Consider the following 21960-nt stretch of genomic DNA (forward strand, 5'->3'; position numbering starts at 1 on the left):
GCCGCGTTACGTTAACAATATGTGAAATCGCTCACAAAAATAACCCGTAAGCAAAAATTTGCCGGGTGCGGTTGAAATTGACGATCAGAATAGCCATCTCTGTTTTTTACCTTTTTCACATTCATATTCCACGCTGTCGGGTTAACGACCGGGCAGCCTGACTCACAGGAGAATCCGGTGCGCTGGTTACCGTTAGTGATCTTTTTCGTACTGGCCTGGATTGAGATCTCACTTTTCATTCAGGTTGCACACGTCCTGGGCGTGCTGCTCACCATGCTGCTGGTGGTTTTCACCTCCTGCATTGGCGTGTCTTTAGTCAAAAATCAGGGCATGAAAAACTTTATGCTGATGCAGAAGAAGCTGGCACGTAATGAAAGCCCGGCACAGGAGATGATCAAAAGCGTTTCGCTGATCATTGCCGGTTTCCTGCTGCTGCTGCCTGGTTTCTTTACCGATATGCTGGGGCTGCTTCTGCTGCTGCCACCGGTGCAAAAGCACCTCACGCTGAAGCTGATGCCGCATTTGCGCGTCTGGCGCGGGCCGGGAGCGGGCCCGGACAGTGGCTATACCATGGATGGCGAGTACGAACGTAAAGATACCGATCGTCTTGAACACCATGACGATCCTAAGGATCGTTAATTCCCACCCTGCGCGACGTCGGGTCGCGCTTTTTGTTTGTTCGCCCGCCCGTTTGCCACCTTTGTTCAAAAAGTCATCAGTCGCATCATCAGGCAAAAAAAATTTGTAGGTTCCCCCCTTGAAAGAGGGAAAGCGCGGCCCTATCTCTCTGGTCACGAGGCCGGAAGCCACACAGCCCGGTATTCAACCCAAAAATGAATGATTGGACTTCTCAAAGGAGAGCTATCAAATGAAAATTCGTCCATTACACGATCGCGTAATCGTGAAGCGTAAAGAAGTGGAAGCTAAGTCAGCGGGTGGCATCGTGCTGACCGGTTCTGCTGCAGGCAAATCCACGCGCGGTGAAGTGCTGGCTGTGGGTAAAGGCCGTATTCTTGAAAGTGGCGAAGTGAAGCCGCTGGATGTGAAAGTGGGTGACGTTGTGATTTTCAGCGAAGGCTACGGTGCCAAAACGGAGAAAATCGACAATGAAGAAGTCCTGATCATCTCTGAAAGCGACATTCTGGCGATTGTTGAAGCGTAAGTTTTACGCGTAATTCACTGAACGAAACGAATTTAAGGGAAATTTGAAATGGCAGCTAAAGACGTAAAATTCGGTAATGACGCACGCGTAAAAATGTTGCGTGGCGTAAACGTACTGGCAGATGCAGTAAAAGTTACCCTGGGTCCTAAAGGCCGTAACGTAGTTCTGGATAAATCTTTTGGTGCACCGACCATCACGAAAGATGGCGTTTCTGTTGCGCGTGAAATCGAGCTGGAAGACAAGTTCGAAAACATGGGTGCGCAGATGGTGAAAGAAGTTGCCTCTAAAGCCAACGATGCGGCGGGCGACGGTACCACCACGGCAACCGTACTGGCGCAGTCCATCATCACCGAAGGCCTGAAGGCCGTTGCGGCGGGCATGAACCCGATGGATCTGAAGCGCGGTATCGACCAGGCGGTTGTTGCTGCAGTTGAAGAACTGAAAAAACTGTCTGTGCCTTGCTCAGACTCTAAAGCGATTGCGCAGGTGGGTACCATCTCTGCAAACTCTGATGAAACCGTCGGTACCCTGATCGCGCAGGCGATGGAAAAAGTGGGTAAAGAAGGCGTTATCACCGTTGAAGAAGGCACCGGTCTGCAAGACGAGCTGGACGTGGTTGAAGGTATGCAGTTCGACCGCGGTTACCTGTCTCCGTACTTCATCAACAAGCCAGAAACAGGCGCAGTAGAACTGGAATCCCCGTTCATCCTGCTGGCTGACAAGAAAATTTCTAACATTCGCGAAATGCTGCCAGTGCTGGAAGCCGTTGCGAAAGCAGGCAAACCGCTGCTGATCATCGCGGAAGACGTAGAAGGCGAAGCGCTGGCTACCCTGGTGGTGAACACCATGCGTGGTATCGTGAAAGTGGCTGCGGTTAAAGCACCTGGCTTCGGCGATCGTCGTAAAGCGATGCTGCAGGATATCGCTATCCTGACTGGCGGTACCGTTATCTCTGAAGAGATCGGTATGGAGCTGGAAAAAGCTGCGCTGGAAGATCTGGGTCAGGCGAAGCGTGTGGTTATCAATAAAGACACCACCACTATCATCGATGGCGTGGGTGAAGAAAGCACCATCCAGGGCCGCGTTACCCAGATTCGTCAGCAGATCGAAGAAGCGACCTCTGACTACGACAAAGAAAAACTGCAGGAGCGTGTGGCTAAACTGGCAGGCGGCGTAGCCGTACTGAAAGTAGGCGCAGCGACTGAAGTTGAAATGAAAGAGAAGAAAGCGCGCGTTGAAGATGCCCTGCACGCAACCCGTGCTGCGGTTGAGGAAGGCGTGGTTGCTGGTGGTGGTGTGGCGCTGGTTCGTGTGGCAGCACAGCTGTCAGAACTGCGTGGCCAGAACGAAGACCAGAACGTGGGTATCAAAGTTGCGCTGCGCGCAATGGAAGCTCCGCTGCGTCAAATCGTTTCTAACGCCGGTGAAGAGCCTTCTGTTGTTGCCAACAACGTGAAAGCGGGCGACGGTAACTACGGTTACAACGCGCAGACTGAAGAATACGGCAACATGATCGACTTCGGTATTCTGGACCCAACCAAAGTGACCCGTTCTGCACTGCAGTACGCGGCGTCGGTTGCTGGCCTGATGATCACCACCGAATGTATGGTCACTGACCTGCCGAAAAGCGATGCGCCAGATTTAGGTGCAGGCGCTGGCGGTATGGGTGGCATGGGCGGAATGGGCGGCATGATGTAATTGCCCCCTGACCCTTGCGTCACAGGAACCCCCGATCGGAAACGGTCGGGGGTTTTTCTTTTGCTGAGGAAAAGGTATAAGTAGTGGCGCAACGGTTACGTTGGCACGGATTAGGGCAATGAATGTGCAGAAAAAATGCGTGTTTTTCTGCTACGCTGCCATCCGACTCTGATGATAATAAATGGGGATTATAATGCGGATTAACCTCTTGCTCGGTCTGACGGCTGGCGCGTTATTGCTTGCGGGCTGCAGCAGCTCAACCGAACTCTCTTCTGCAGGTCAGCGCGTCACCTTTACCGATCAGCAGCCTGGCAAACAGTGTCAGCTTCTGGGCACCCTGACCGGCTCACAAAGTAACTGGTTAAGCGGAGCCGGTGGTGAAACCAGCGCACTGCGTGGTGCGGCTAACGATCTGCGTAACCGTGCAGCAGAAATGGGCGGTAACATGATTTACGGTGCGACCAGCCCGACACAAAACCTGCTTTCAGCGTTTGCACCACTCGACAGTAAAATGACCGGCCAGGTTTATAAGTGCCCTAACTGATCGGACAATGAACTGGCAAGATTTCTGAGACGACCGGCCCGCGTGCCGGTCGTTTTTTTATGCGTGGATGAAATGTAAGAGGCTGTATTTGCTTGAAGTGCAACCGTTCCGCGAGGCTTTGCTTCAGTGCCGAAACAGGGCTTGTCGGGGCCGGATTATTCCTGCCGAAGTTGCAGATCCAGGGGGGTTTTACTGGGCTCACCCCCGATTTCGCGCGCCAGCTTCGGTACCAGATAACCGGAGACCAAAGGCAGCAGATCGCGCATCAGGGCACGCGCGTCCTGATCCGAAACATAGAAATGCGCCGCGCCCTGCACTTTATCCAGTACGTGCAGGTAGTAGGGCAGAATGCCCGCATCAAACAGTGCGTTGCTCAATGCCGCAAGGCATTGCGCCCGATCGTTCACGCCGCGCAGCAACACGCTCTGATTGAGTAACGTTACGCCAGCGCGCTTAAGGCGCGTCATGGCGTCGCAGAGGGCGTCATCGATCTCGTTGGCATGATTGATGTGGGTGACCATCAGAACCTGCAGGCGCGTTTCCGCCAGCGTCTGACAGAGCGCCTGCGTAATGCGCGCAGGGATCACCACCGGCAGTCGGCTGTGAATGCGTAACCGTTTCAGATGGGGAATGGCAGCCAGCGCCTCAATCAGCCAGGCGAGTTCATGATCTTTCGCCATTAACGGATCGCCGCCAGAAAAGATGATCTCATCCAGTTCAGGGTGATCGGCAATATAATCAAGCGCTGCCTGCCAGTTACGCTTATTGCCCTGATTATCCTGATAAGGAAAATGACGGCGGAAGCAGTAACGGCAATTCACGGCGCAGCCACCTTTGACCAGCAGCAGGGCCCGGTTTTGGTATTTGTGCAGTAATCCCGGCACCACGCTGTTTTGCTCATCTAACGGATCGGTGCTATAACCTGGCGCTTCAATGAATTCCTGGCGGCTGGTCAATACCTGAAGCAAAAGGGGATCCTGCGCATCGCCTTTTTTCATCCGCTGGATAAATGCGCGCGGCACGCGCAGGGCAAAAAGCCGACGTGCATCGCTGCCAGCAGCCAGATCCGGAAGATGATCGAGCGCTAAAAGTTGCAGTAATTCATGAGGATCAGTGACAACATCAGCAAGTTGCTGCAACCAATCTTCTCTGGAAGGGGAATTTAGGGTTACAATGTGTGCCATTTTTTTGGCTATTACCAGTTAATATCTACAGAGGGCCTTTATGGCGACTTATCTTAGCAACGATTTCCGTACCGGTCTTAAAATCATGTTCGAAGGCGAACCTTATGCCATCGAATCAAGCGAGTTTGTTAAGCCGGGTAAAGGTCAGGCGTTTGCACGTGTAAAAATGCGTCGTCTGCTGACCGGTTCACGCGTTGAGAAAACCTTCAAATCAACCGATTCTGCCGAAGGCGCAGACGTGAAGGATATGACGCTGCAGTACTCTTACAACGACGGCGATTTCTACTACTTCATGCACCCGGAAAGCTTTGAGCAGTACCAGGTTGAAGCTAAAGTGCTGGATGAAGTACAGAAGTGGTTGCAGGACAATGCGGAGTGTATCGTAACCTTGTGGAACGATAAACCGATTGCAGTTCAGCCACCGAACTTTATCGAAGCGGAAGTGATTGAAACTGACCCAGGCCTGAAAGGCGATACCGCGGGTACAGGCGGCAAGCCTGCCACGCTGTCTACCGGCGCCGTCATTAAAGTGCCTTTATTCGTTCAGATTGGCGAGGTGGTGAAAGTGGACACCCGCTCTGGCGAATACGTTTCACGCGTAAAATAATCCTGAGAGGCGCATCCTGTGATGCGCCTTTTTTATGTGAGTTTCAACAATGAAAAAACTGGCAAAACTTATCGCGCTGGCGTTGCTGGTCTCTTCTGGACTGAGCGCCTGTAATACCTTTCACGGTTTTGGCGAGGATGTCTCTCACCTGGGTGGGGCTATTTCTCGCGCCGCGAAGTAACACGGCAGAATTTCCTTTTTTCAGCGGGTTAGGCTCGCAGCGTGGCGTAATCGGTCTATGCTTTAAAAGCTGTACTTTTAATGCAACGTAAAAAAGGAACTGGCTTATGTTAAAGAAAAGTATTGTTGCGATTTTTTCTGTGGTGATGTTATCGGCATTGTTGTCAGGCTGTAATACCACGCGTGGCGTTGGCGAAGACGTTGAAGCAGGCGGTCAGGCGATTCAACGTAGCGCGCAGTAAGCTCCAAAAACCGGTACGAACGTCTTTCGTACCGGCTTTATTTTCTCTTCTATCCCTGTTTTACCCAAATCAACTCATCCACCGGGAAACCGGCCTGACGTGCCTGCTGTACCAGCTTTTGCTTCACGTCGTTGTCCAACTGCGGCGTGCGGGACAGAATCCATAAATAGTGGCGGTTAGGTCCGCAGACCAGCGCATAGCGGTAGTCGGGATCCAGCGCAATAACGTTATAGCCACCATAAAAGGGGCCAAAGAAAGAAACTTTGAGCGCGGCGCGTTGTTTGTCGCCGGTAAAGTAAGCTTTGCCCACGCTCTCCTGCCAGCGCTGCTTTTTCGGGTTATAGCCGCGGTTAACCACCTTAAGGCCGCCGTCTTCCCGAGGACTGTAGTTTGCCGTCACCTGTTCAAGACCGCGTTCAAAGCCGTGATTCAGCCGGGCAATCTCATACCATTGACCGAGATAACGCTCACTGTCGAAGTGTTCAACGACGGTAACATTCTTCGGCGGTGTGGTTGAGCAGGCAACGGACAAGACGGTACTCAGGCTGGCGACCAGTGTTTTCCATGGAGACATAAAAAGATTCCTTTGTTATTTAACCTGTTAATTATAGAACCCGGCCAGTTTATTGGACAGTTTTGCGCCATGATTGTCTGGCACCGCCATTGCGAGTAGACTTCCCACCCTTATTTGTATCAGGAGTCATCACCATGAGTGAAACGGCAAGCTGGCAACCGGGCGCGTCCATTGCCAATTTAATTAAACGCGCAGGCATTGTGGCTGAAGTGCGTCGTTTCTTTGCCGATCGTGGCGTACTGGAAGTGGATACGCCAGCCATGAGTCAGGCGACCGTCACCGATATCCATCTGGTGCCTTTCCAGACGCGGTTTGTCGGCCCCGGCATGTCCGACGGATGCGACCTCTGGCTGATGACCAGCCCGGAATACCATATGAAACGCCTGCTGGCAGCCGGTAGCGGGCCGATTTATCAGATGGGACGTTGTTTCCGCAATGAAGAGGCCGGACGGCACCACAATCCTGAATTCACTATGCTGGAGTGGTATCGCCCCCATTATGATATGTACCGGCTGATGAACGAAGTGGACGATTTGCTTCAGCAGGTGCTGGAGTGCGACAGCGCGGAATCCCTCTCATATCAGCAGGCGTTTATTCGTCATCTTGATCTGGACCCGCTTTCTGCGGATAAAACGCAATTGCGGGAGGCCGCAGAAAAGCTGGGTGAGGGCGAGCTGGCGAATCGGGAAGAGGATCGCGATACCTTGCTGATGCTGCTGTTTATGTTGGGCGTGGAACCCAAAATTGGTCAGGATAAGCCCTGTTTTGTCTATCACTTTCCGGCCAGCCAGGCGGCACTGGCGGAGATCAGCACAGAAGACCATCGCGTTGCCGAACGCTTTGAGGTTTATTACAAGGGCATTGAACTAGCGAACGGCTTCCGTGAACTGACGGACAGCCGTGAACAGCGTCAGCGTTTTGAACAGGATAATCGCCGCCGTGCAGCACGCGGGCTGCCGCAGCACCCGATTGATCATTACCTGCTGGCGGCGCTGGAACATGGCATGCCAGCCTGTTCAGGCGTAGCGCTGGGCATAGATCGGTTGATTATGCTGGCACTGAAGGCCGACTCGCTGAGTGAGGTTATCGCCTTTCCGGTAGACCGCTGCTAGTCAAGGCTTCGCGCCAGCTTACGCTGAGAAGCCTACTGACCTGAGCCAGAAACAGACAAGGCCGCGCATTGCGCGGCCTTGTCTGTTTTTTCCGCGGGCGTTCCCGTCAAAATGTTTTGCCTACTGACTGTTGTCCGGAAACTCCTGAATCGTCACCGGCAGGGTCAGCTTCTTATCATTACGCAGCACCTGGACATCAATCACTGAGCCGGGACGGATTTCGGCAACCTGGTCCATGGTTTCCTGTGCCGATATAGCCGGTTTTCCGTTCACACTCAGCAACACATCGTTAGGCTCAATACCGGCTTTATCCGCCGGACCGCCGGGCGTAACGACGCTGACGATAATCCCCTGAACTCTGTCCAGACTGTTTCCCTGACCGTGCAGCGGGGGCACTTCGCGCCCTGTGATACCGATGTAGCCACGTATAACCCGGCCATCGCGAATCAGCTTATCCATGATTTTCGACGCAAGTGCGGTGGGAATGGCAAAACCGATTCCCTCGGGCGTTTCACCGTCGCTGCTTTTGTCGAAGGTCAGGGTGTTAATTCCCATCAGCTCGCCCAGCGAATTGATTAACGCGCCACCGGAGTTGCCCTGGTTAATGGAGGCATCGGTCTGCAGGAAATTCTGGCGGCCTGACGAGCTCAGCCCGACCCGACCCGTTGCGCTGATAATGCCCTGCGTGACCGTTTGCCCAAGGTTATAGGGGTTACCAATGGCCATCACGACATCGCCAATGTGTGCGACACGTTTGGGATTAATGGGGATCACCGGCAGATTCGGCGCGGTGATTTTCAGCACCGCTAAATCGGTCATCGCATCCGACCCAACCAGCGTCGCCTCGAAGAAGCGGCCATCCTGCAGGGCGACGATGATTTGATCGGCATTATTAATGACGTGCTTGTTGGTCAGAATATAGCCTTTGGCATTCATGATCACGCCGGAACCCAGCGTGGTGATACCACGGTTATTGTTCCCTTGCGTACTGCGGTTATAAACGTTGACCACGGCAGGCACAGCGCGGCGCACCCCTTGATTGAAGCCAAAGGGCGTTTCATCGTTACTGTCATTTTGACTATAGAGGGCAGCACCGCCCAAACGCAGTGCGGGCAACGCTGCGAGCAAGATGCCCGCAACAATCAGTCCCAACACCACTGAACGCAAAAGTTTAAGAAACATGGTGTTAAATCACGTCAGGGGAGAACGTTGGGGAGAATACCATGCGCGAGGCGGACACACACGTGCTTGTGTCCGCCATTATGCGTGGTTTATCTCAATAACAGATAGATGCTTTCCTGACCGCGCACGACATTCAGCGCCAGCACTGGTGGTTTGGCTTCCAGCACTTTGCGCATTTCGGCAATATTCTGGACGCGCGTGCGGTTAACGCCAATGATGACATCATCTTTTTGCAGGCCCACTTGTTCAGCCGGCGTGCCTTTTTCGATGCCGTCAATCTTCACGCCTTTATCACCGGTTTTCGTCTGACCATCGCTCAGCGTGGCACCCTGAAGAGCCGGTGACAGCAGTTGTGCACTGGCGGTTGTCTGAGCACTCTGCTCAAGAGTGACCTCAACGCTGACGGGTTTGCCTTCACGCAGCAGGCCCAGCTTCACTTTCTCGCCGGGTGCCGTGGTGCCGATTTTTACGCGCAACTCAGCAAAACTGGTAATGGGTTTATCATTCACAGAAACAATGATATCTCCCGACTTAATACCGGCTTTCTGTGCCGCCGACTGCGGCAGAACTTCAGACACGAAAGCACCGCGCTGGGCATCGACGTTAAACGCCTTGGCCATATCCGCCGTCATTTCCGTGCCTTTAATGCCAAGCTGACCGCGTTTGACTTCGCCATACTTAATCAACTGATCGGCCAGGTTGATTGCCATATCGCTTGGAATCGCAAAGCCAATGCCGATATTACCGCCGCTGGAGGCGAGGATGGCGGTGTTAATACCAATCAGTTCGCCGTTTAAATTCACCAGCGCACCGCCGGAGTTACCGCGGTTGATGGCGGCATCCGTCTGGATAAAGTTCTCCAGCCCCTCAAGATTCAGTCCGCTGCGGCCCAGTGCCGAAATAATCCCGGAGGTAGCCGTCTGGCCCAGCCCAAAGGGATTACCAATAGCGACGGCAAAATCGCCCACCTTAAGTTGGTCGGAATCCGCGACTTTAATCTGCGTCAGGTTCTTAGCGCCCTGGATCTGAATCAGGGCAATATCCGTTTGTTCATCGTGACCGATGAGTTTGGCGTCATATTCACTGCCGTCGCCCAACTGGACATTGATTTTATCGGCGCCGTTGACCACGTGGTTGTTCGTTAACACGTAGCCCTTCGCGGCGTCGATAATGACGCCGGAACCCAGGCCTTCAAACGGTTGCGGCTGAGACTGACCGCCGCCAGGCAGTTGGCCAAAGAAACGCTTTAAGGGTTCAGGAATATCCTGGGCCTGTGAATCCGACTGCGTGCCTTCAACATGGACACTGACCACGGCAGGTAACACTTTTTCCAGCATCGGTGCCAGGCTGGGCAGTGGCTGCCCCTGAATCTGTGCAGGTAGCGTCGCCATTGCGCCGGGCGCAGCGGCAAGACTCATTCCAATACTCAAGGCTAACGCGCTTAACAGTCGTGCTTGTTTTTTCATTGCTACAACGCTCTCGCTGCAAAAAGTGGGGGGAATAAATCAGTGAGACAGCCGTTTGCGGCCGGGGTTCGCAAAAACAGCGGGCACAGCGTGGCTGTGCCCGATACGCTTAGTCGCGCACGGCGCGTTCACCGCGCAGTAAACCGGAAGCGCCTTCTGAGTAATCGCGTGGCATCTGAACCGGTGCCTGATCGTTATCGGCTTCCGCTTCGGTTAGTTGCCAGGCAAAGGGATTTTTGTCGCCAGGCATGTTTGGCAGCAGGTCATTAGATCCTTTCGCCATATGCTGGTAAAGCTGACGGTAATCGCGTGCCATGTTGTCAAGCAGCTCGGCGCTTTGCGCAAAGTGGTTGGTCAGCTCTTCACGATAATCAGCCAGTTCGGCTTTCGTTTTATCCAGCTCATACTGCATGCTGCGCTGCTCGCGCAGTTTCCTGTTGCCAAAACGCATAGCTACTGCGCCGACAATGATACCTACCACTAAACCAATTAGCCCGTATTCCCAGGTCATAATGACTCCCGTGTTATTTCCGTTGTTCCGTAGGGCGTTGCACCACTTAATAATAGTCACTATACCCGTTAATCTTATGGATGTGGAACTCTGGAGCGCCATGCCTTAGTGTAGAGCGGCCTTTTTTTCGACAAACGATGTGTGAATAAGACAACATTCAGGGACACTGAGCGAACCATGCAAACCTCATCTCCGCTTGCCCGCTATGAGCAGGCGCTATCGCAGGGCGATTTTAAGCCCGACGATGTACAACGTGAAGCGATCACCCGCTTAGATGCTATCCAGCAAGGGCTCATCGCCCGCCAGCAGAAGACTGAACCTGCCTCGCAGGGGTTGTTTGGTCGTCTGTCGAAGCTGATGGGTAAAGAGAAGTCCCAGGTCAAAACGCCGGTACGTGGCTTGTATATGTGGGGCGGCGTGGGGCGCGGGAAAACCTGGGTCATGGATCTGTTTTTTCAGTCTATTCCTGGCAACCGCAAGCTGCGCTTACACTTTCACCGCTTTATGCTGCGCGTGCACGAAGAGCTGACCGAACTGCAGGGGCACAGCGATCCGCTGCTGATCATCGCCGATCGCTTCAAAGCCGAAACCGATATTCTGTGTTTTGACGAATTCTTTGTGTCCGATATTACGGATGCCATGTTGCTGGGCACGTTAATGGAAGCGTTGTTCGAACGGGGCATCAGCCTGGTCGCCACCTCGAATATTCCGCCCGATAACCTCTATAAAAACGGTTTACAGCGCGCGCGTTTCCTGCCGGCCATTGAGCAGATCAAGCAACATTGTGACGTCATGAACGTTGATGCGGGCATTGATTACCGCCTGCGCACGCTGACGTCGGCGCATCTGTGGAAGTTTCCTTTAGGGCCAGAAACCTACGCCGATATGGATCGCATGTTCCAGGCGCTGTCAGGGGAAAAACGCGACAGCGCACCGGTGCTGGAGATCAACCATCGCAAAATGCCCACGCTGGGTGTCAGTGAAGGCGTGGTGGCAATCGACTTCAAAACCCTGTGTGGGGAAGGGCGCAGCCAGCACGATTACATCGAACTGTCGCGCCGCTTTCACAGCGTGCTGCTGTTTGATGTGCCGGTCATGATTTATAAAACGGAAGATCAGGCGCGGCGTTTTCTGGCGCTGGTGGATGAGTTTTACGAGCGCCATGTCAAACTGGTCGTCGCCGCGGAAACCTCGCTGTTCGAAATTTATCAGGGCACGCGCCTGAAATTTGAATACCAGCGCTGCCTGTCGCGTTTGCAGGAAATGCAGAGCGAAGAGTATCTGCGGCTGGCGCATTTACCCTGAGATTCCGGGTAATAAATGAAAATAGAGTTCGATTTTTGTAATCGACTTCTCTATAATCTTGCGACCCCACGTTACGGCACTGGATTTTTTTCCCAAATCCTCTGCGCGCCGGTAACGCTATCCGAAGGGGTGGCTTGCTGGTCAAAATGGTCGTGTGAGCCTCATTCGTTTACTTAAGCGTTTGGGATTTCACCAACGTGTAACTTAATTTGGGTAAGCTTTTCGATGAAAACTTTTACAGCTAAACCAGAAACCGTCCAACGTGACTGGTATGTTGTTGACGCAACTGGCAAAACCTTGGGTCGCCTGGCGACTGAACTGGCACGCCGTCTGCGTGGTAAGCATAAAGCGGAATACACTCCGCACGTTGATACAGGTGATTACATCATCGTTCTGAACGCTGAGAAAGTTGCTGTCACCGGCAACAAGCGTTCTGACAAGATTTACTATCACCACACTGGTCACATCGGTGGTATCAAACAGGCGACCTTTGAAGAGATGATTGCTCGCCGTCCTGAGCGCGTGATTGAGATCGCGGTTAAAGGCATGCTGCCGAAGGGCCCGCTGGGTCGTGCTATGTACCGTAAACTGAAAGTTTACGCAGGTAACGAGCACAACCATGCGGCACAGCAACCGCAAGTTCTTGACATTTAATCGGGATTAAAGGCAATGGCTGAAACTCAAAACTACGGCACTGGTCGCCGCAAAAGCTCATCCGCACGCGTCTTCATCAAGCCGGGTAGCGGTAACATCGTCATCAACCAACGCTCTCTGGAGCAGTATTTCGGTCGTGAGACTGCACGCATGGTCGTGCGTCAGCCTCTGGAACTGGTTGATATGGTTGGCAAACTGGACCTGTACATCACCGTTAAAGGTGGTGGTATCTCTGGTCAGGCAGGCGCGATCCGTCATGGTATCACCCGCGCTCTGATGGAGTATGATGAGTCACTGCGTGGCGAACTGCGTAAAGCAGGCTTCGTTACTCGCGATGCTCGTCAGGTTGAACGTAAGAAAGTCGGCCTGCGTAAAGCACGTCGTCGTCCTCAGTTCTCCAAACGTTAATTGTTGCTGCTTCGGCAGTCACAGTTGGCACAAAAAACCCGCTTCGGCGGGTTTTTTGCTTTTCATGCCAGGCGGCGCAGTCACAGAAAACAACAATGCTGTTCGCATTTTACCCGCAAAAATGCATTCCCCCGCCCACAAGCTGCCTAAAATCTGGTAAACTCCCTGTCACTTTGCGCCCGCAAGCTGGCGCGTTATGCGCCTGGCATCAGTCGGGAGTGGTTAGCGCGGATTGCGAGCGAGTTCTATGAGCAGGTGAGTCGCCGTGTGGTTGGCCATTCGCAGTAACTTTTTGTGAACAAACTGGGAGGTTTTCATGGCTGTCGCTGCCAACAAACGTTCGGTAATGACGCTGTTTTCTGGTCCTACTGACATTTTTAGCCATCAGGTGCGTATTGTGCTGGCCGAGAAAGGTGTCAGCGTAGAGATCGAGCAGGTCGAAATGGATAACCTGCCGCAGGATCTGATTGACCTCAATCCGTACCGTACTGTGCCGACGCTGGTGGATCGCGAACTGACACTGTATGAATCACGCATCATCATGGAATACCTTGATGAGCGTTTCCCACACCCGCCTTTGATGCCGGTTTATCCGGTTGCGCGTGGCGAAAGCCGTTTGATGATGCACCGTATCGAGCAAGACTGGTACAGCCTGATGAGAAAGGTCGAGAACAGCAGCGGTCAGGAAGCCGAAGCGGCGCGTAAGCAGCTGCGTGAAGAGTTACTGGCGATTGCCCCCCTGTTTGGACGTTCACCTTTCTTTATGAGCGACGAGTTCAGCCTGGTTGACTGCTACCTGGCACCGCTGCTGTGGCGCTTACCGTCAATGGGCATCGATCTGCTGGGATCGGGCTCAAAAGAGCTGAAAGGCTATATGAACCGCGTATTTGAACGTGACTCCTTCCTTGCTTCACTGACTGAAGCTGAACGTGAAATGCGCCTGCAAGCCCGGGGCTGATTTATGGAAATGTCGCAACTTACGGCCCGTCGCCCCTATTTGCTGCGGGCTTTTTATGACTGGCTCCTGGATAACCAGCTGACGCCGCATCTGGTGGTCGATATCAACCTGCCGGGCGTTCAGGTTCCGCTGGAATATGCCCGGGACGGTCAGATCGTCCTCAACATTGCGCCGCGCGCTGTAGGCAATCTTGAGCTGGGTAACGAGGAAGTCTCGTTTAATGCCCGCTTTGGTGGCGTGCCGCGCCAGGTGAACGTGCCGATGGCGGCCATTCTGGCCATCTATGCGCGTGAAAACGGTGCGGGGACCATGTTTGAGCCTGAACCGGCTTATGAAGGGGCATCCCAGGCGTTCCCGGAAAATCAGGAAGAGACGGTCATGTCAGTGATTGATGGCGATCGCCCTGACGATGCCAGCGATGACGACAACTCACCTGATGACGATCCGCCACCGCGCGGCGGTCGTCCCGCACTGCGTGTGGTGAAATAACTCAGAATGCCTGTCAGCCGACAGGCATTTTTTTGATCGTCAGAATGATGAGCGAAAAAAAATCCGGGCGCACAGCGTACCCGGATTTTTGCTTTCTGCGGCTGAGATTAGTACACGTCGCGCAGGTAGCGTTTCTCTTTCTTCAACTGATCGATGTAGTCCGCCGCGCGCTCGCTGGACAGACCACCAAACTGGCGTACGATTTCATACAGCGCATTATCCACGTCTTTCGCCATGCGTGAGGCATCACCACAGACGTAGAAATACCCACCTTCCTGCAACCAGGCGTACAGTTCTGCGCCCTGTTCCAGCATGCGGTTTTGCACGTAGACCTTTTTGTCCTGGTCGCGTGAGAACGCCAGATCGAGACGCGTCAGCAAACCGCTCTCATGCCAGGCCGTCAGTTCTTCACGGTAAATGAAGTCATGCTCCTGATGCTGATCGCCAAAGAACAGCCAGTTTTTGCCTTGCGCACCGGTCACCTGACGTTCCTGCAGGAACGCACGGAAAGGGGCGATGCCGGTACCCGGGCCGACCATGATCATGGGCGCATTGCCGTTGGCCGGAACCCGGAAGGATTTATTGGGCGAAATAAAGATCGCCGGCTTTTCGCCACGACGCACGCGCTCGGCCAGGTAGGTTGAACAGACTCCGCTACGGTTGCGGCCACCACTGTGATAGCGCACAGCCGCAATTGTCAGGTGAACCTGGTTAGGATGCGCTTTGGAACTGGACGAAATGGAGTAGGCACGATGCTGCAGCGGACGCAGCAGGGCGACGAACTCAGGCACGCTCAGGCTGCGGGTCAGCTCAAGTTGCAGCAGGTCCAGCGTATCTTTGCCCCACAGCCAGACACCCAGGGCATCTTTATCATCGTGCTGAAGTACGTGACGCAGTTCCTGGTTCGTGGTGTTCTGTCCAACCCACTCAATCAGCTTGCGTGAAGGCTCAGAAATTTCAAACTGGTAGGTCAGCAGATCGCCAAGACTTCTGTCGAAGCCGGGGACGGGCGTCTGATAATCGGCGTTCAGCTGTGTCAGCAGCAGGCTGACCAGCGACGGTTCGTTCACCGGGATCACACCCAGCGCATCGCCCGCTTCGTACTTCAGACCGCTGTCAGTCAGATCAAATTCGAAATGGCGAATGTCTTTCGCAGACTGCTCACTCGACAGGCGCTTGTTGGTGATGAGGGCTGCGGCATAGGGATTGGATTTGTTGCTGCCGGGGATGACCGGGGCTTCCGGTGCGCTCTCCAGAACCGTGCCGCTGCTGCCTGCGCTGCTGGCGAACTGTGGCATCGTGCTGTTCAGCCATGCATGCGAAGGCTCTTCATAATCAATATCGCAGTCAATACGATCAACAACACGTTTGGCTCCCAGCTGTTCAAGGCGCATATCCAGGAATTTACCGGCCTGGCAGAAACCGTCATAGCCGGTGTCGCCGATAGCCAGAACGGCAAAGTGCATCTGCTCCAGACGCGGTGCGGTACTGGCGGAGATGGCGTCCCAGAATAGCTGGGCATTGTCCGGCATTTCACCTTCACCGTAGGTCGAGGTGACGATCAGCACGTGGCGCATTGTGGCAAACACGTCGAGATCCACATCGCCCAGCGCCTGAACGACAGGCACCAGGCCTTTAGCACGGGCCGATTTGGCCGCAGACTGGGCCAGAGCTTCAGCGTTACCGGTCTGCGAACCATAAAGAATGTGCAGTTGGGTCGTTGCAGCGGCGGCGTTGCCCGCGGCAGGTTGCTGTTTGTCTTCTAACACCAGCAAACGGGAGTGCAGGCCAGCCAGAAAGCCCGCCAGCCAGTATTTCTGATCACCATTGAAAGGTGCATCTTCAGGAATGTATGGAATTTTCATGGATACCTTTACTCAATCCCGCTCTTAACCGTCATGTTTCGCACCGCCGTGAGTGTGGCGAAACCCGTCCTCTCAGCGGCCGTCTGCCACAGAGAGGCTCGGGATTGACCTCCGCCCGGTACCGCGAAACCCTCCGGGTAATCATGATTAAACACAGTTCAGTTTACAGACGCGGCTGTCAGGCCAGTTTCCCTACCGCCGCCGCAATTTCAGGTAATGCCGCACGTGCAAACAACTCTTCAAAATCAGGCAGACGACCAAGGATTTCACGGTTGCAGGCATCCTGATACATGATCCAGCCATAGGTGGCCAGGCTGTCCATGGAACGGATGTTGCGTTGCGTCAGTGCCGCTTTGTAATCGGACATGCGTTTTGAACCGATCAGGCTGGCTAATTCGCTGTCGCTGTAGTTCTCAATGGCTGCCCGCGCATGGCGCTGCAGTTTACTGACCAGCGAAAAGTCCTCTGTCATCAGTAAATTACGAACCGCTTTCTCGACCGCCGGATCCTCAACGTGGGTGCCTTTCGGTAACTTGCCGAGAGCCAGCTGCTGCGCGAAGCTCAATACGGTGTAGTTATTGAGCAATACAAACATCTCGACCGTATCTGTCGCGCCATAAGCCGGTACGGCACCGTCTGCAATGGTTTTGCCTTCACGCCACGCGGCTTTGAATTTCGCCACCTGATGCGCTGCCAGCGCGGTTGAGAGTTCTTCCAGCAAATCCTTACGGGATTTCGCCTTCAGGATTTCACCGCCATCCTGATACAGCAGCAGAGAGCGCGGCATCACATACACGAAGTGCTGACATTCGGTTTCCCAGTGCTCCAGCAGCCAGGCCGCACGTGGTGACTGCGTGGCGTCCAGATGCCAGTTCAGCATGGTCAGCACGGCCTGCTTATGAATTTGTGCCAGCTCATCGGCATCGGCAATGGAACCAAACAGAACGGAATCGCCCGCTGCATGGTTAGCCAGGGAGCCGTACGGATCGTACTGGTAAGCAAAGCCGCCGCTCATGCCGTTACCGAAGCCTTTACCAAAGGTGCCCAGGTTCAACACGGCACCGTTGGTCATGTATTCGCAACAGAAGTCACCGACGCCTTCCACTACCGCAGTGGCACCAGAGTTACGCACTGCGAAGCGGTCACCGGCCTGGCCCTGCACGAACAGGCGGCCGCCCGTTGCGCCGAACAGAGCAAAGTTACCGATCAGGACGTTGCCATCACTGTCCTGTGCGCCGCCGCCCGGTGATAACACCACCAGCTCGCCGCCGCACTGGCCTTTGCCCACGCCATCGTTGCAGGTGCCACGATGTTGCATCAGCATGCCGTCATTGCAGAAGGCACCGAAGGACTGACCAGCTGAGCCGGTGGTCGTAATATGCACCGTGGCCGGCGCCAGATAGCGACGACCGCGATCGTCCTGCAGCACAGAGGGCATCGCCTGCAGTTGCTCTGCTGTCAGGGTATGATTCAGCATGCGCTCGATATCGATCGCCAACTGACCGCCCACGCTTTTATTGCGGTTGTTCAGGACGACATCGTGACCTAACTGCAGCGATGTCTTGCCCGCTGTCACCAGTTGCTGGTTGAGTTCTTCCACCCAGCCATCATCCAGCTCAAAATCTTTTTCCAGATAAACCGGCTTGTCGATTTTCAGCTCTGGCACCACGGTGAGCATGGCGCGCAGATCCAGCTTGCCGACTTCCAGCGGGTGATCCATCAAATGGAGCAGGTCAGCGCGCCCACGGGCTTCACGCAGCGAGCGCAGGCCCATACGCGCCAGGATTTCGCGGACTTCGTGCGCCACATTCAGGAAATACTGTGCGAGCTGACGCGGATCGCCATCAAAGGCTTCGGCGTTCGTGGTTAACCCTGCCGGGCATTTGACGTTACAGTTCTTCGCCATCACGCATTTCAGCATCATCAGCGCAGTCGTACCGAATTCAAAGCTGTCACCGCCCAGCAGCGCGGATTTCACCACGTCGCTGCCTGTCTGCTGTGCACCTGAACAGCGCAGCAGGACTTTGTCGCGCAGGCCGTTCGCACACAGCGCCTGATGAACTTCGGCAATGCCGATTTCCGCGACGCGACCGGTATATTTCAGACTGGTCACCGAGGCGGCGCCCGTACCGCCCGTGTTACCGGCGACGTTAATAACGTCAGCACCGGCTTTCGCTACGCCCACAGCAATGGTGCCGATCCCTTCAGAGGACACCAGCTTCACAATGACGCGAACACGCGCCGCTTTGCAGTCGTGAATCAACTGGGCCAAATCTTCGATAGAGTAGGTGTCGTGGTGCGGTGGTGGCGAGACCAGCTCAACGCCCGGTGTGCCGCCACGTGCCGCCGCGATTTCGACGGTGACTTTCGCCGCAGGCAACTGGCCACCTTCACCAGGTTTTGCACCCTGACCAATTTTGATCTCCAGCTCTTCCAGCATCGGATCGGCCAGGTACGCCGCCCAGACGCCGAAACGACCTGACGCCAGCTGCTTGATACGGGACGCACGGATAGTGCCATGACGGGAATAGTGCTCGCCGCCTTCCCCGCAGTTGCTCATGCCGCCGACCATGTTGGTGCCATGTGCGACAGCTTCATGTGCCGGTGCCACCAGCGCGCCGTGACTCATCGCCCCGGAGGCGAAAGTACGAGTGATTTCACAGGCAGGCTGAATTTCGCTTAACGGCAATGAGGGCAGCGCAGTAAAAATGCGCGACAGATAGTCGGCAGCTTTACCTACGGCGGTGATTTTCAGGCCGCCTGCGACCACGTCCGCCGATTCGATTTCGTCACTGAAGCGGGCTTTCAGAGCCCGTGACAGATTCAGCAGACGTTCGCTTTCCGGCTTCAGCCCGGCGATGGCATCGGTCAGCCGCAGCATAAAGGTGTTCGGGCTGCCTTCGATGGCCTCGCATTCCAGGCCGCGAGTAGCAAATCCGTTGTTGGTCAGCGAATAACGGCCCAGTTTACGGCGGAATTCCGCTTCGCTGTCGATGTGCGTCAGATCGGCCGGGAAGGCCAGAATGTCACGCAGCGCAGCAGGGCGGCGTTTACGCTCTTCATACATCAGGCTGGAGAACTGACGGTAATCGGCTGTGATGGCAAAGTTATTCATCACGTCATCAGGAATGCGCTCAAAGCTGCTGTCCTTGAACGTGTCAGGCTTGATGCCAAACGCATTATCCAGACGGGCCAGCGTCATCAGACGAATGAAATTGTCCTCTTCGCGCGCTTTGTCCGCAAAGCGAATCGGCTCTTCCGTCATATCAATAAAGGTACGCACGGCAATGGTGCCGTAGGAGTGGCCTGCGCCCTCTGCGCGCTCTTTAAACAGCCCCAGTAATGGCACTTCTGATTCGCCCTGAATTTTCAGCGCGCTTTGATGCCAGTCCACTGCCATTTGCGCGATGGTGGCAAAGCCCGCGCCACCAACAGGCGTTTTGATATTCGGGAAATACTTCTTCAGCACCGGATCATCAGTGTTAAGGAAGTTAGGTTCAAAGAACTCACCGCTACTGTAGCTTTCAACGGTACACAGGCCCACTTTACCCATGGTCTTCATCAGGGCCTTTTCGGCGGCTTTGGCATAGCGTTTAAAGGCTTTATTGCCTTCTTCACCTTCACCGAATTTCTCCTCGGCACGCATCTGTACGCCGAGCGGATAGACAGCAGAGGCACCAAAGCCCAGCGTCGCGGCAATGTGATGCGACGAGATAATCTGCCCACTCTCCACCACCAGGGACACGTCAAGACGTAATCCTTCCTGTACCAGGCGCTGGTTCACCGCAGAAACCACCAACAGCATGGGCAGGGCGGCATGGGTGGACGAGATGTGGCGGTCGGTCAGGACGGCGATCCCGCCCTGGGAACGCGCGAAATCCACGACCTGCTGAGCCAGATCGTCAATCGCCTTCTCCAGCGCAGTGGCGTTGGCCGTACGGCTGAGCAGGTCTTTGCCGGTGACAGGTTCGTACAGCATGTCAAAACGGGCATAAGGTGCGACGTTCTGTTCGCGCAGCTGTAGCATGTCCAGGTGCGTCAGAATAGGCGTCGGCACAATAATCTGACGGCCTTTACTGCGCCCCAGGTGCGGTTTGGCTCCCAGTGCCACGCGCAGCGTCATACCGTCTGCTTCACGGATGGAGTCCAGCGGTGGGTTAGTGACCTGTGCAAAACGCTGCGAAAAGTAGTGCGCCATGCCGCCTTCATGATCGGACAGACCATTGATCGCGTTGCCGTAACCCATAGCAGAGATTTTCTCGGCCCCGGTGTTCAGCATCGGGTCCATCATGAATTTGAAGCTTTCCTGGTTATAGTAGTAAGCCACAAAGCGCTGATAGGTTTTCAGATCGCCGCGATAGCGCAGAGGCGACCCTTGTTTCTCAGCAGGGATGACAGGCAACTCATTGAGATCGACGCGAGATTTGCCGAGCAGTGCAGCGTAATCTTTTTCCGCAGCCAGCTTTTCCAGCGCTTCATGCGTGGTATAGCTGCGTTTTTCGCGATGATCAAAATAGAGCATGCCGCCGGCTTCGATACGACCACGGCGCAGTACGCTTTCCGGGGGAAAGGCAATCTGGCCGGCTTCCGACATGGCACCAATATACTCGGCGGTTTCAACCGAACGCAGTGGACGAAGACCCAGACGGTCAAGACGTGCGCCAATCACTTCCCCATTACCAAAGATCAACGCCGCAGGGCCGTCGTTCTTCTCTTCATAGAGTGAGAAATATTCCAGCATGTCACGCACCGCCGGAGAGAGCGCGGTGTCATTTTCCCATGCAGGTGGCATCATCGACACCACGGCGGTAATTAAGTCGAGATCGTCTTCCATCAGGCGGCTGTGAATGCTCTGGTCAAGACGGGAACTGTCTGACTGACCTTTCGGGCGAACGATAGTTTTTCCACGCGCAGAGGCCAGCGCGGATTCAGCAATCCGGTTTTTACGATCGGTATTCAGCTCACCGTTATGGGCCATTAACCGGAAAGGTTGCGCCATAGTGGTGTGCGGATCGGTATTGGTTGAGAAGCGGGTATGGAAAAACAGCCCACGGACCTGATGATCGGGATCGGTCAGATCTTTGAAATAAGGAATGACCTCATTGGAATTCAGACGGGCTTTGAATACCTGGGTACGGGACGAAAGCGACAGCGGATACAAACCGCCAAACTCACTTTTCGTAAAGGCCTCTGCCTCAATCGCCAGCAGGGCGCGATAAATCCGTTTTTCAAAATCGTTCTGGTGGCTGACATCCTGAGGCGCAGCAAAAATCCATTGCACGATGGGCAACTGAAACTGGACAGCGGCCGGACGCGTCACGCTGTTATCCAGCGGCATTTCGCGTTTCATGATCACCGGCAGATTAAAATGACGCAGCGTCTCTTCTACCAGGCGCTCCGCATTGGCACGCAGTTCAGCATCTTTAGGAACGAAGAAGTTACCCACGCCAAAGCGACCGGCTTCCAGCGCCTGACCGGTAATTTTACGGAAAAAGTGCAGTGAAAGATCGACGTTGACACCCGCGCCATCACCCACGCCTTCAGCGGACATGCCACCACGGTGCGGAACCGTGCAGAGTGCACTGTGCGCCATACGCAGAATGTCGTGGGTCTGCTCGCCGTCCTTACGGGTAATGAAACCTACACCACAGCTGTCACTTCCTGCTGCTGGGTTATATAAGCCATAGGATTCAGGTTTTTTAGTGGACATTGAGGGTCTCCTTAAACTGCTTTTGACATTACCTGCATTGTTTCAGGCACTGAGCTTGGTTAAACACTTTTCCCAGCGCGCATTCTTTTATTCCCGCGCCTGACAGCCT

The 21960-nt window shown here is 54.5% G+C and carries 20 protein-coding genes; 13 read left to right on the plus strand and 7 right to left on the minus strand.

Annotated elements, in window-relative coordinates; all coding sequences use genetic code 11:
• Positions 1-177 precede the first annotated feature (177 nt).
• The 4 genes from RAC90_RS09620 to RAC90_RS09635 all read left to right on the plus strand — a co-directional run bounded on the left by RAC90_RS09620 (position 178) and on the right by RAC90_RS09635 (position 3404).
• Positions 178-639 (plus strand): FxsA family protein, encoded by a 462-nt coding sequence (locus RAC90_RS09620; RefSeq protein WP_375124279.1) that lies wholly within the window; start codon positions 178-180, stop codon positions 637-639.
• 229 nt (positions 640-868) lie between these two features.
• Positions 869-1162 carry a co-chaperone GroES gene (locus RAC90_RS09625; RefSeq protein ID WP_006121709.1) on the plus strand — a complete coding sequence of 98 codons (294 nt, stop codon included), beginning with the start codon at positions 869-871 and terminating at the stop codon, positions 1160-1162.
• Positions 1163-1210: 48 nt separating this feature from the next.
• Positions 1211-2860 (plus strand): chaperonin GroEL, encoded by a 1650-nt coding sequence (groL, locus tag RAC90_RS09630; protein WP_006121710.1) that lies wholly within the window; start codon positions 1211-1213, stop codon positions 2858-2860.
• Positions 2861-3053: 193 nt separating this feature from the next.
• Entirely contained in the window at positions 3054-3404 is a 351-nt protein-coding gene (locus RAC90_RS09635; protein WP_375124281.1) for a DUF4156 domain-containing protein, read from the plus strand.
• Positions 3405-3559: 155 nt separating this feature from the next.
• On the opposite strand, the gene epmB is transcribed toward RAC90_RS09635, so the two are convergent.
• On the minus strand, positions 3560-4588 hold the full coding sequence (epmB, locus tag RAC90_RS09640) for an EF-P beta-lysylation protein EpmB (protein WP_033739151.1): 1029 nt from the start codon (positions 4586-4588) through the stop codon (positions 3560-3562).
• Positions 4589-4628: 40 nt separating this feature from the next.
• Between epmB and efp the strand changes: the two genes are divergently transcribed.
• From efp to RAC90_RS09655, 3 genes are all read left to right on the plus strand, one after another.
• Entirely contained in the window at positions 4629-5195 is a 567-nt protein-coding gene (gene efp, locus RAC90_RS09645) for an elongation factor P (RefSeq protein WP_006121713.1), read from the plus strand.
• Positions 5196-5244: 49 nt separating this feature from the next.
• The gene (locus RAC90_RS09650; protein ID WP_006121714.1) at positions 5245-5376 is read left to right on the plus strand and encodes an entericidin A/B family lipoprotein; all 132 of its coding nucleotides are present in this window, start codon (positions 5245-5247) and stop codon (positions 5374-5376) included.
• Positions 5377-5482: 106 nt separating this feature from the next.
• Positions 5483-5617, plus strand: coding sequence for an entericidin A/B family lipoprotein (locus RAC90_RS09655; RefSeq protein ID WP_006121715.1), 135 nt, complete (start codon positions 5483-5485; stop codon positions 5615-5617).
• Positions 5618-5666: 49 nt separating this feature from the next.
• On the opposite strand, the gene RAC90_RS09660 is transcribed toward RAC90_RS09655, so the two are convergent.
• Positions 5667-6191 (minus strand): lipocalin family protein, encoded by a 525-nt coding sequence (locus tag RAC90_RS09660; RefSeq protein ID WP_039338906.1) that lies wholly within the window; start codon positions 6189-6191, stop codon positions 5667-5669.
• Between the two features lie 134 nt (positions 6192-6325).
• Between RAC90_RS09660 and epmA the strand changes: the two genes are divergently transcribed.
• A complete protein-coding gene (gene epmA, locus RAC90_RS09665) occupies positions 6326-7303 on the plus strand; it encodes an elongation factor P--(R)-beta-lysine ligase (RefSeq protein WP_033739156.1) in 978 nt (325 codons plus the stop codon).
• A gap of 120 nt (positions 7304-7423) precedes the next feature.
• Here the strand turns inward: epmA and degS are convergent, their stop codons facing one another.
• The 3 genes from degS to zapG form a co-directional block, all read right to left on the minus strand.
• Complete coding sequence (degS, locus tag RAC90_RS09670) at positions 7424-8485, minus strand: outer membrane-stress sensor serine endopeptidase DegS (protein ID WP_033739158.1); 1062 nt, start codon at positions 8483-8485, stop codon at positions 7424-7426.
• Between the two features lie 89 nt (positions 8486-8574).
• The gene (gene degQ, locus RAC90_RS09675; protein WP_039338905.1) at positions 8575-9951 is read right to left on the minus strand and encodes a serine endoprotease DegQ; all 1377 of its coding nucleotides are present in this window, start codon (positions 9949-9951) and stop codon (positions 8575-8577) included.
• A 109-nt stretch (positions 9952-10060) separates the two neighbouring features.
• On the minus strand, positions 10061-10462 hold the full coding sequence (gene zapG / locus RAC90_RS09680) for a Z-ring associated protein ZapG (protein WP_006121720.1): 402 nt from the start codon (positions 10460-10462) through the stop codon (positions 10061-10063).
• 177 nt (positions 10463-10639) lie between these two features.
• On the opposite strand from zapG, the gene zapE reads away from it, so the two are divergent.
• From zapE to sspB, 5 genes are all read left to right on the plus strand, one after another.
• Positions 10640-11767 carry a cell division protein ZapE gene (zapE, locus tag RAC90_RS09685; protein ID WP_375124282.1) on the plus strand — a complete coding sequence of 376 codons (1128 nt, stop codon included), beginning with the start codon at positions 10640-10642 and terminating at the stop codon, positions 11765-11767.
• Between the two features lie 225 nt (positions 11768-11992).
• The gene (rplM, locus tag RAC90_RS09690; protein WP_006121722.1) at positions 11993-12421 is read left to right on the plus strand and encodes a 50S ribosomal protein L13; all 429 of its coding nucleotides are present in this window, start codon (positions 11993-11995) and stop codon (positions 12419-12421) included.
• 15 nt (positions 12422-12436) lie between these two features.
• Positions 12437-12829: a 30S ribosomal protein S9 gene (rpsI, locus tag RAC90_RS09695; RefSeq protein ID WP_006121723.1), complete on the plus strand. Its 393-nt coding sequence runs from the start codon at positions 12437-12439 to the stop codon at positions 12827-12829.
• A gap of 316 nt (positions 12830-13145) precedes the next feature.
• Positions 13146-13787 (plus strand): stringent starvation protein SspA, encoded by a 642-nt coding sequence (sspA, locus tag RAC90_RS09700; protein WP_033739161.1) that lies wholly within the window; start codon positions 13146-13148, stop codon positions 13785-13787.
• A 3-nt stretch (positions 13788-13790) separates the two neighbouring features.
• The gene (sspB, locus tag RAC90_RS09705; protein WP_006121725.1) at positions 13791-14276 is read left to right on the plus strand and encodes a ClpXP protease specificity-enhancing factor; all 486 of its coding nucleotides are present in this window, start codon (positions 13791-13793) and stop codon (positions 14274-14276) included.
• Positions 14277-14383: 107 nt separating this feature from the next.
• On the opposite strand, the gene RAC90_RS09710 is transcribed toward sspB, so the two are convergent.
• Positions 14384-16141, minus strand: coding sequence for a sulfite reductase subunit alpha (locus tag RAC90_RS09710; RefSeq protein ID WP_006121726.1), 1758 nt, complete (start codon positions 16139-16141; stop codon positions 14384-14386).
• A 178-nt stretch (positions 16142-16319) separates the two neighbouring features.
• Positions 16320-21851, minus strand: coding sequence for a glutamate synthase-related protein (locus RAC90_RS09715; RefSeq protein ID WP_039338902.1), 5532 nt, complete (start codon positions 21849-21851; stop codon positions 16320-16322).
• Between the last annotated feature and the right edge of the window lie 109 nt (positions 21852-21960).

Source organism: Pantoea sp. CS_6 (assembly GCF_041954745.1).
In the GTDB taxonomy this organism is placed as follows: domain Bacteria; phylum Pseudomonadota; class Gammaproteobacteria; order Enterobacterales; family Enterobacteriaceae; genus Pantoea; species Pantoea stewartii.

Excerpts from the sequence above, each read along its gene's own strand:
- zapG (WP_006121720.1), bottom strand. The coding sequence starts at position 10,462 with ATGACCTGGGAATACGGGCTAATTGGTTTAGTGGTAGGTATCATTGTC.
- efp (WP_006121713.1), top strand. The coding sequence starts at position 4,629 with ATGGCGACTTATCTTAGCAACGATTTCCGTACCGGTCTTAAAATCATG.
- degQ (WP_039338905.1), bottom strand. The coding sequence starts at position 9,951 with ATGAAAAAACAAGCACGACTGTTAAGCGCGTTAGCCTTGAGTATTGGA.
- RAC90_RS09710 (WP_006121726.1), bottom strand. The coding sequence starts at position 16,141 with ATGAAAATTCCATACATTCCTGAAGATGCACCTTTCAATGGTGATCAG.
- RAC90_RS09655 (WP_006121715.1), top strand. The coding sequence starts at position 5,483 with ATGTTAAAGAAAAGTATTGTTGCGATTTTTTCTGTGGTGATGTTATCG.
- RAC90_RS09635 (WP_375124281.1), top strand. The coding sequence starts at position 3,054 with ATGCGGATTAACCTCTTGCTCGGTCTGACGGCTGGCGCGTTATTGCTT.
- RAC90_RS09650 (WP_006121714.1), top strand. The coding sequence starts at position 5,245 with ATGAAAAAACTGGCAAAACTTATCGCGCTGGCGTTGCTGGTCTCTTCT.
- epmA (WP_033739156.1), top strand. The coding sequence starts at position 6,326 with ATGAGTGAAACGGCAAGCTGGCAACCGGGCGCGTCCATTGCCAATTTA.
- RAC90_RS09625 (WP_006121709.1), top strand. The coding sequence starts at position 869 with ATGAAAATTCGTCCATTACACGATCGCGTAATCGTGAAGCGTAAAGAA.
- sspB (WP_006121725.1), top strand. The coding sequence starts at position 13,791 with ATGGAAATGTCGCAACTTACGGCCCGTCGCCCCTATTTGCTGCGGGCT.
- sspA (WP_033739161.1), top strand. The coding sequence starts at position 13,146 with ATGGCTGTCGCTGCCAACAAACGTTCGGTAATGACGCTGTTTTCTGGT.
- zapE (WP_375124282.1), top strand. The coding sequence starts at position 10,640 with ATGCAAACCTCATCTCCGCTTGCCCGCTATGAGCAGGCGCTATCGCAG.
- rplM (WP_006121722.1), top strand. The coding sequence starts at position 11,993 with ATGAAAACTTTTACAGCTAAACCAGAAACCGTCCAACGTGACTGGTAT.
- epmB (WP_033739151.1), bottom strand. The coding sequence starts at position 4,588 with ATGGCACACATTGTAACCCTAAATTCCCCTTCCAGAGAAGATTGGTTG.
- RAC90_RS09715 (WP_039338902.1), bottom strand. The coding sequence starts at position 21,851 with ATGTCCACTAAAAAACCTGAATCCTATGGCTTATATAACCCAGCAGCA.
- rpsI (WP_006121723.1), top strand. The coding sequence starts at position 12,437 with ATGGCTGAAACTCAAAACTACGGCACTGGTCGCCGCAAAAGCTCATCC.
- groL (WP_006121710.1), top strand. The coding sequence starts at position 1,211 with ATGGCAGCTAAAGACGTAAAATTCGGTAATGACGCACGCGTAAAAATG.
- degS (WP_033739158.1), bottom strand. The coding sequence starts at position 8,485 with ATGTTTCTTAAACTTTTGCGTTCAGTGGTGTTGGGACTGATTGTTGCG.
- RAC90_RS09660 (WP_039338906.1), bottom strand. The coding sequence starts at position 6,191 with ATGTCTCCATGGAAAACACTGGTCGCCAGCCTGAGTACCGTCTTGTCC.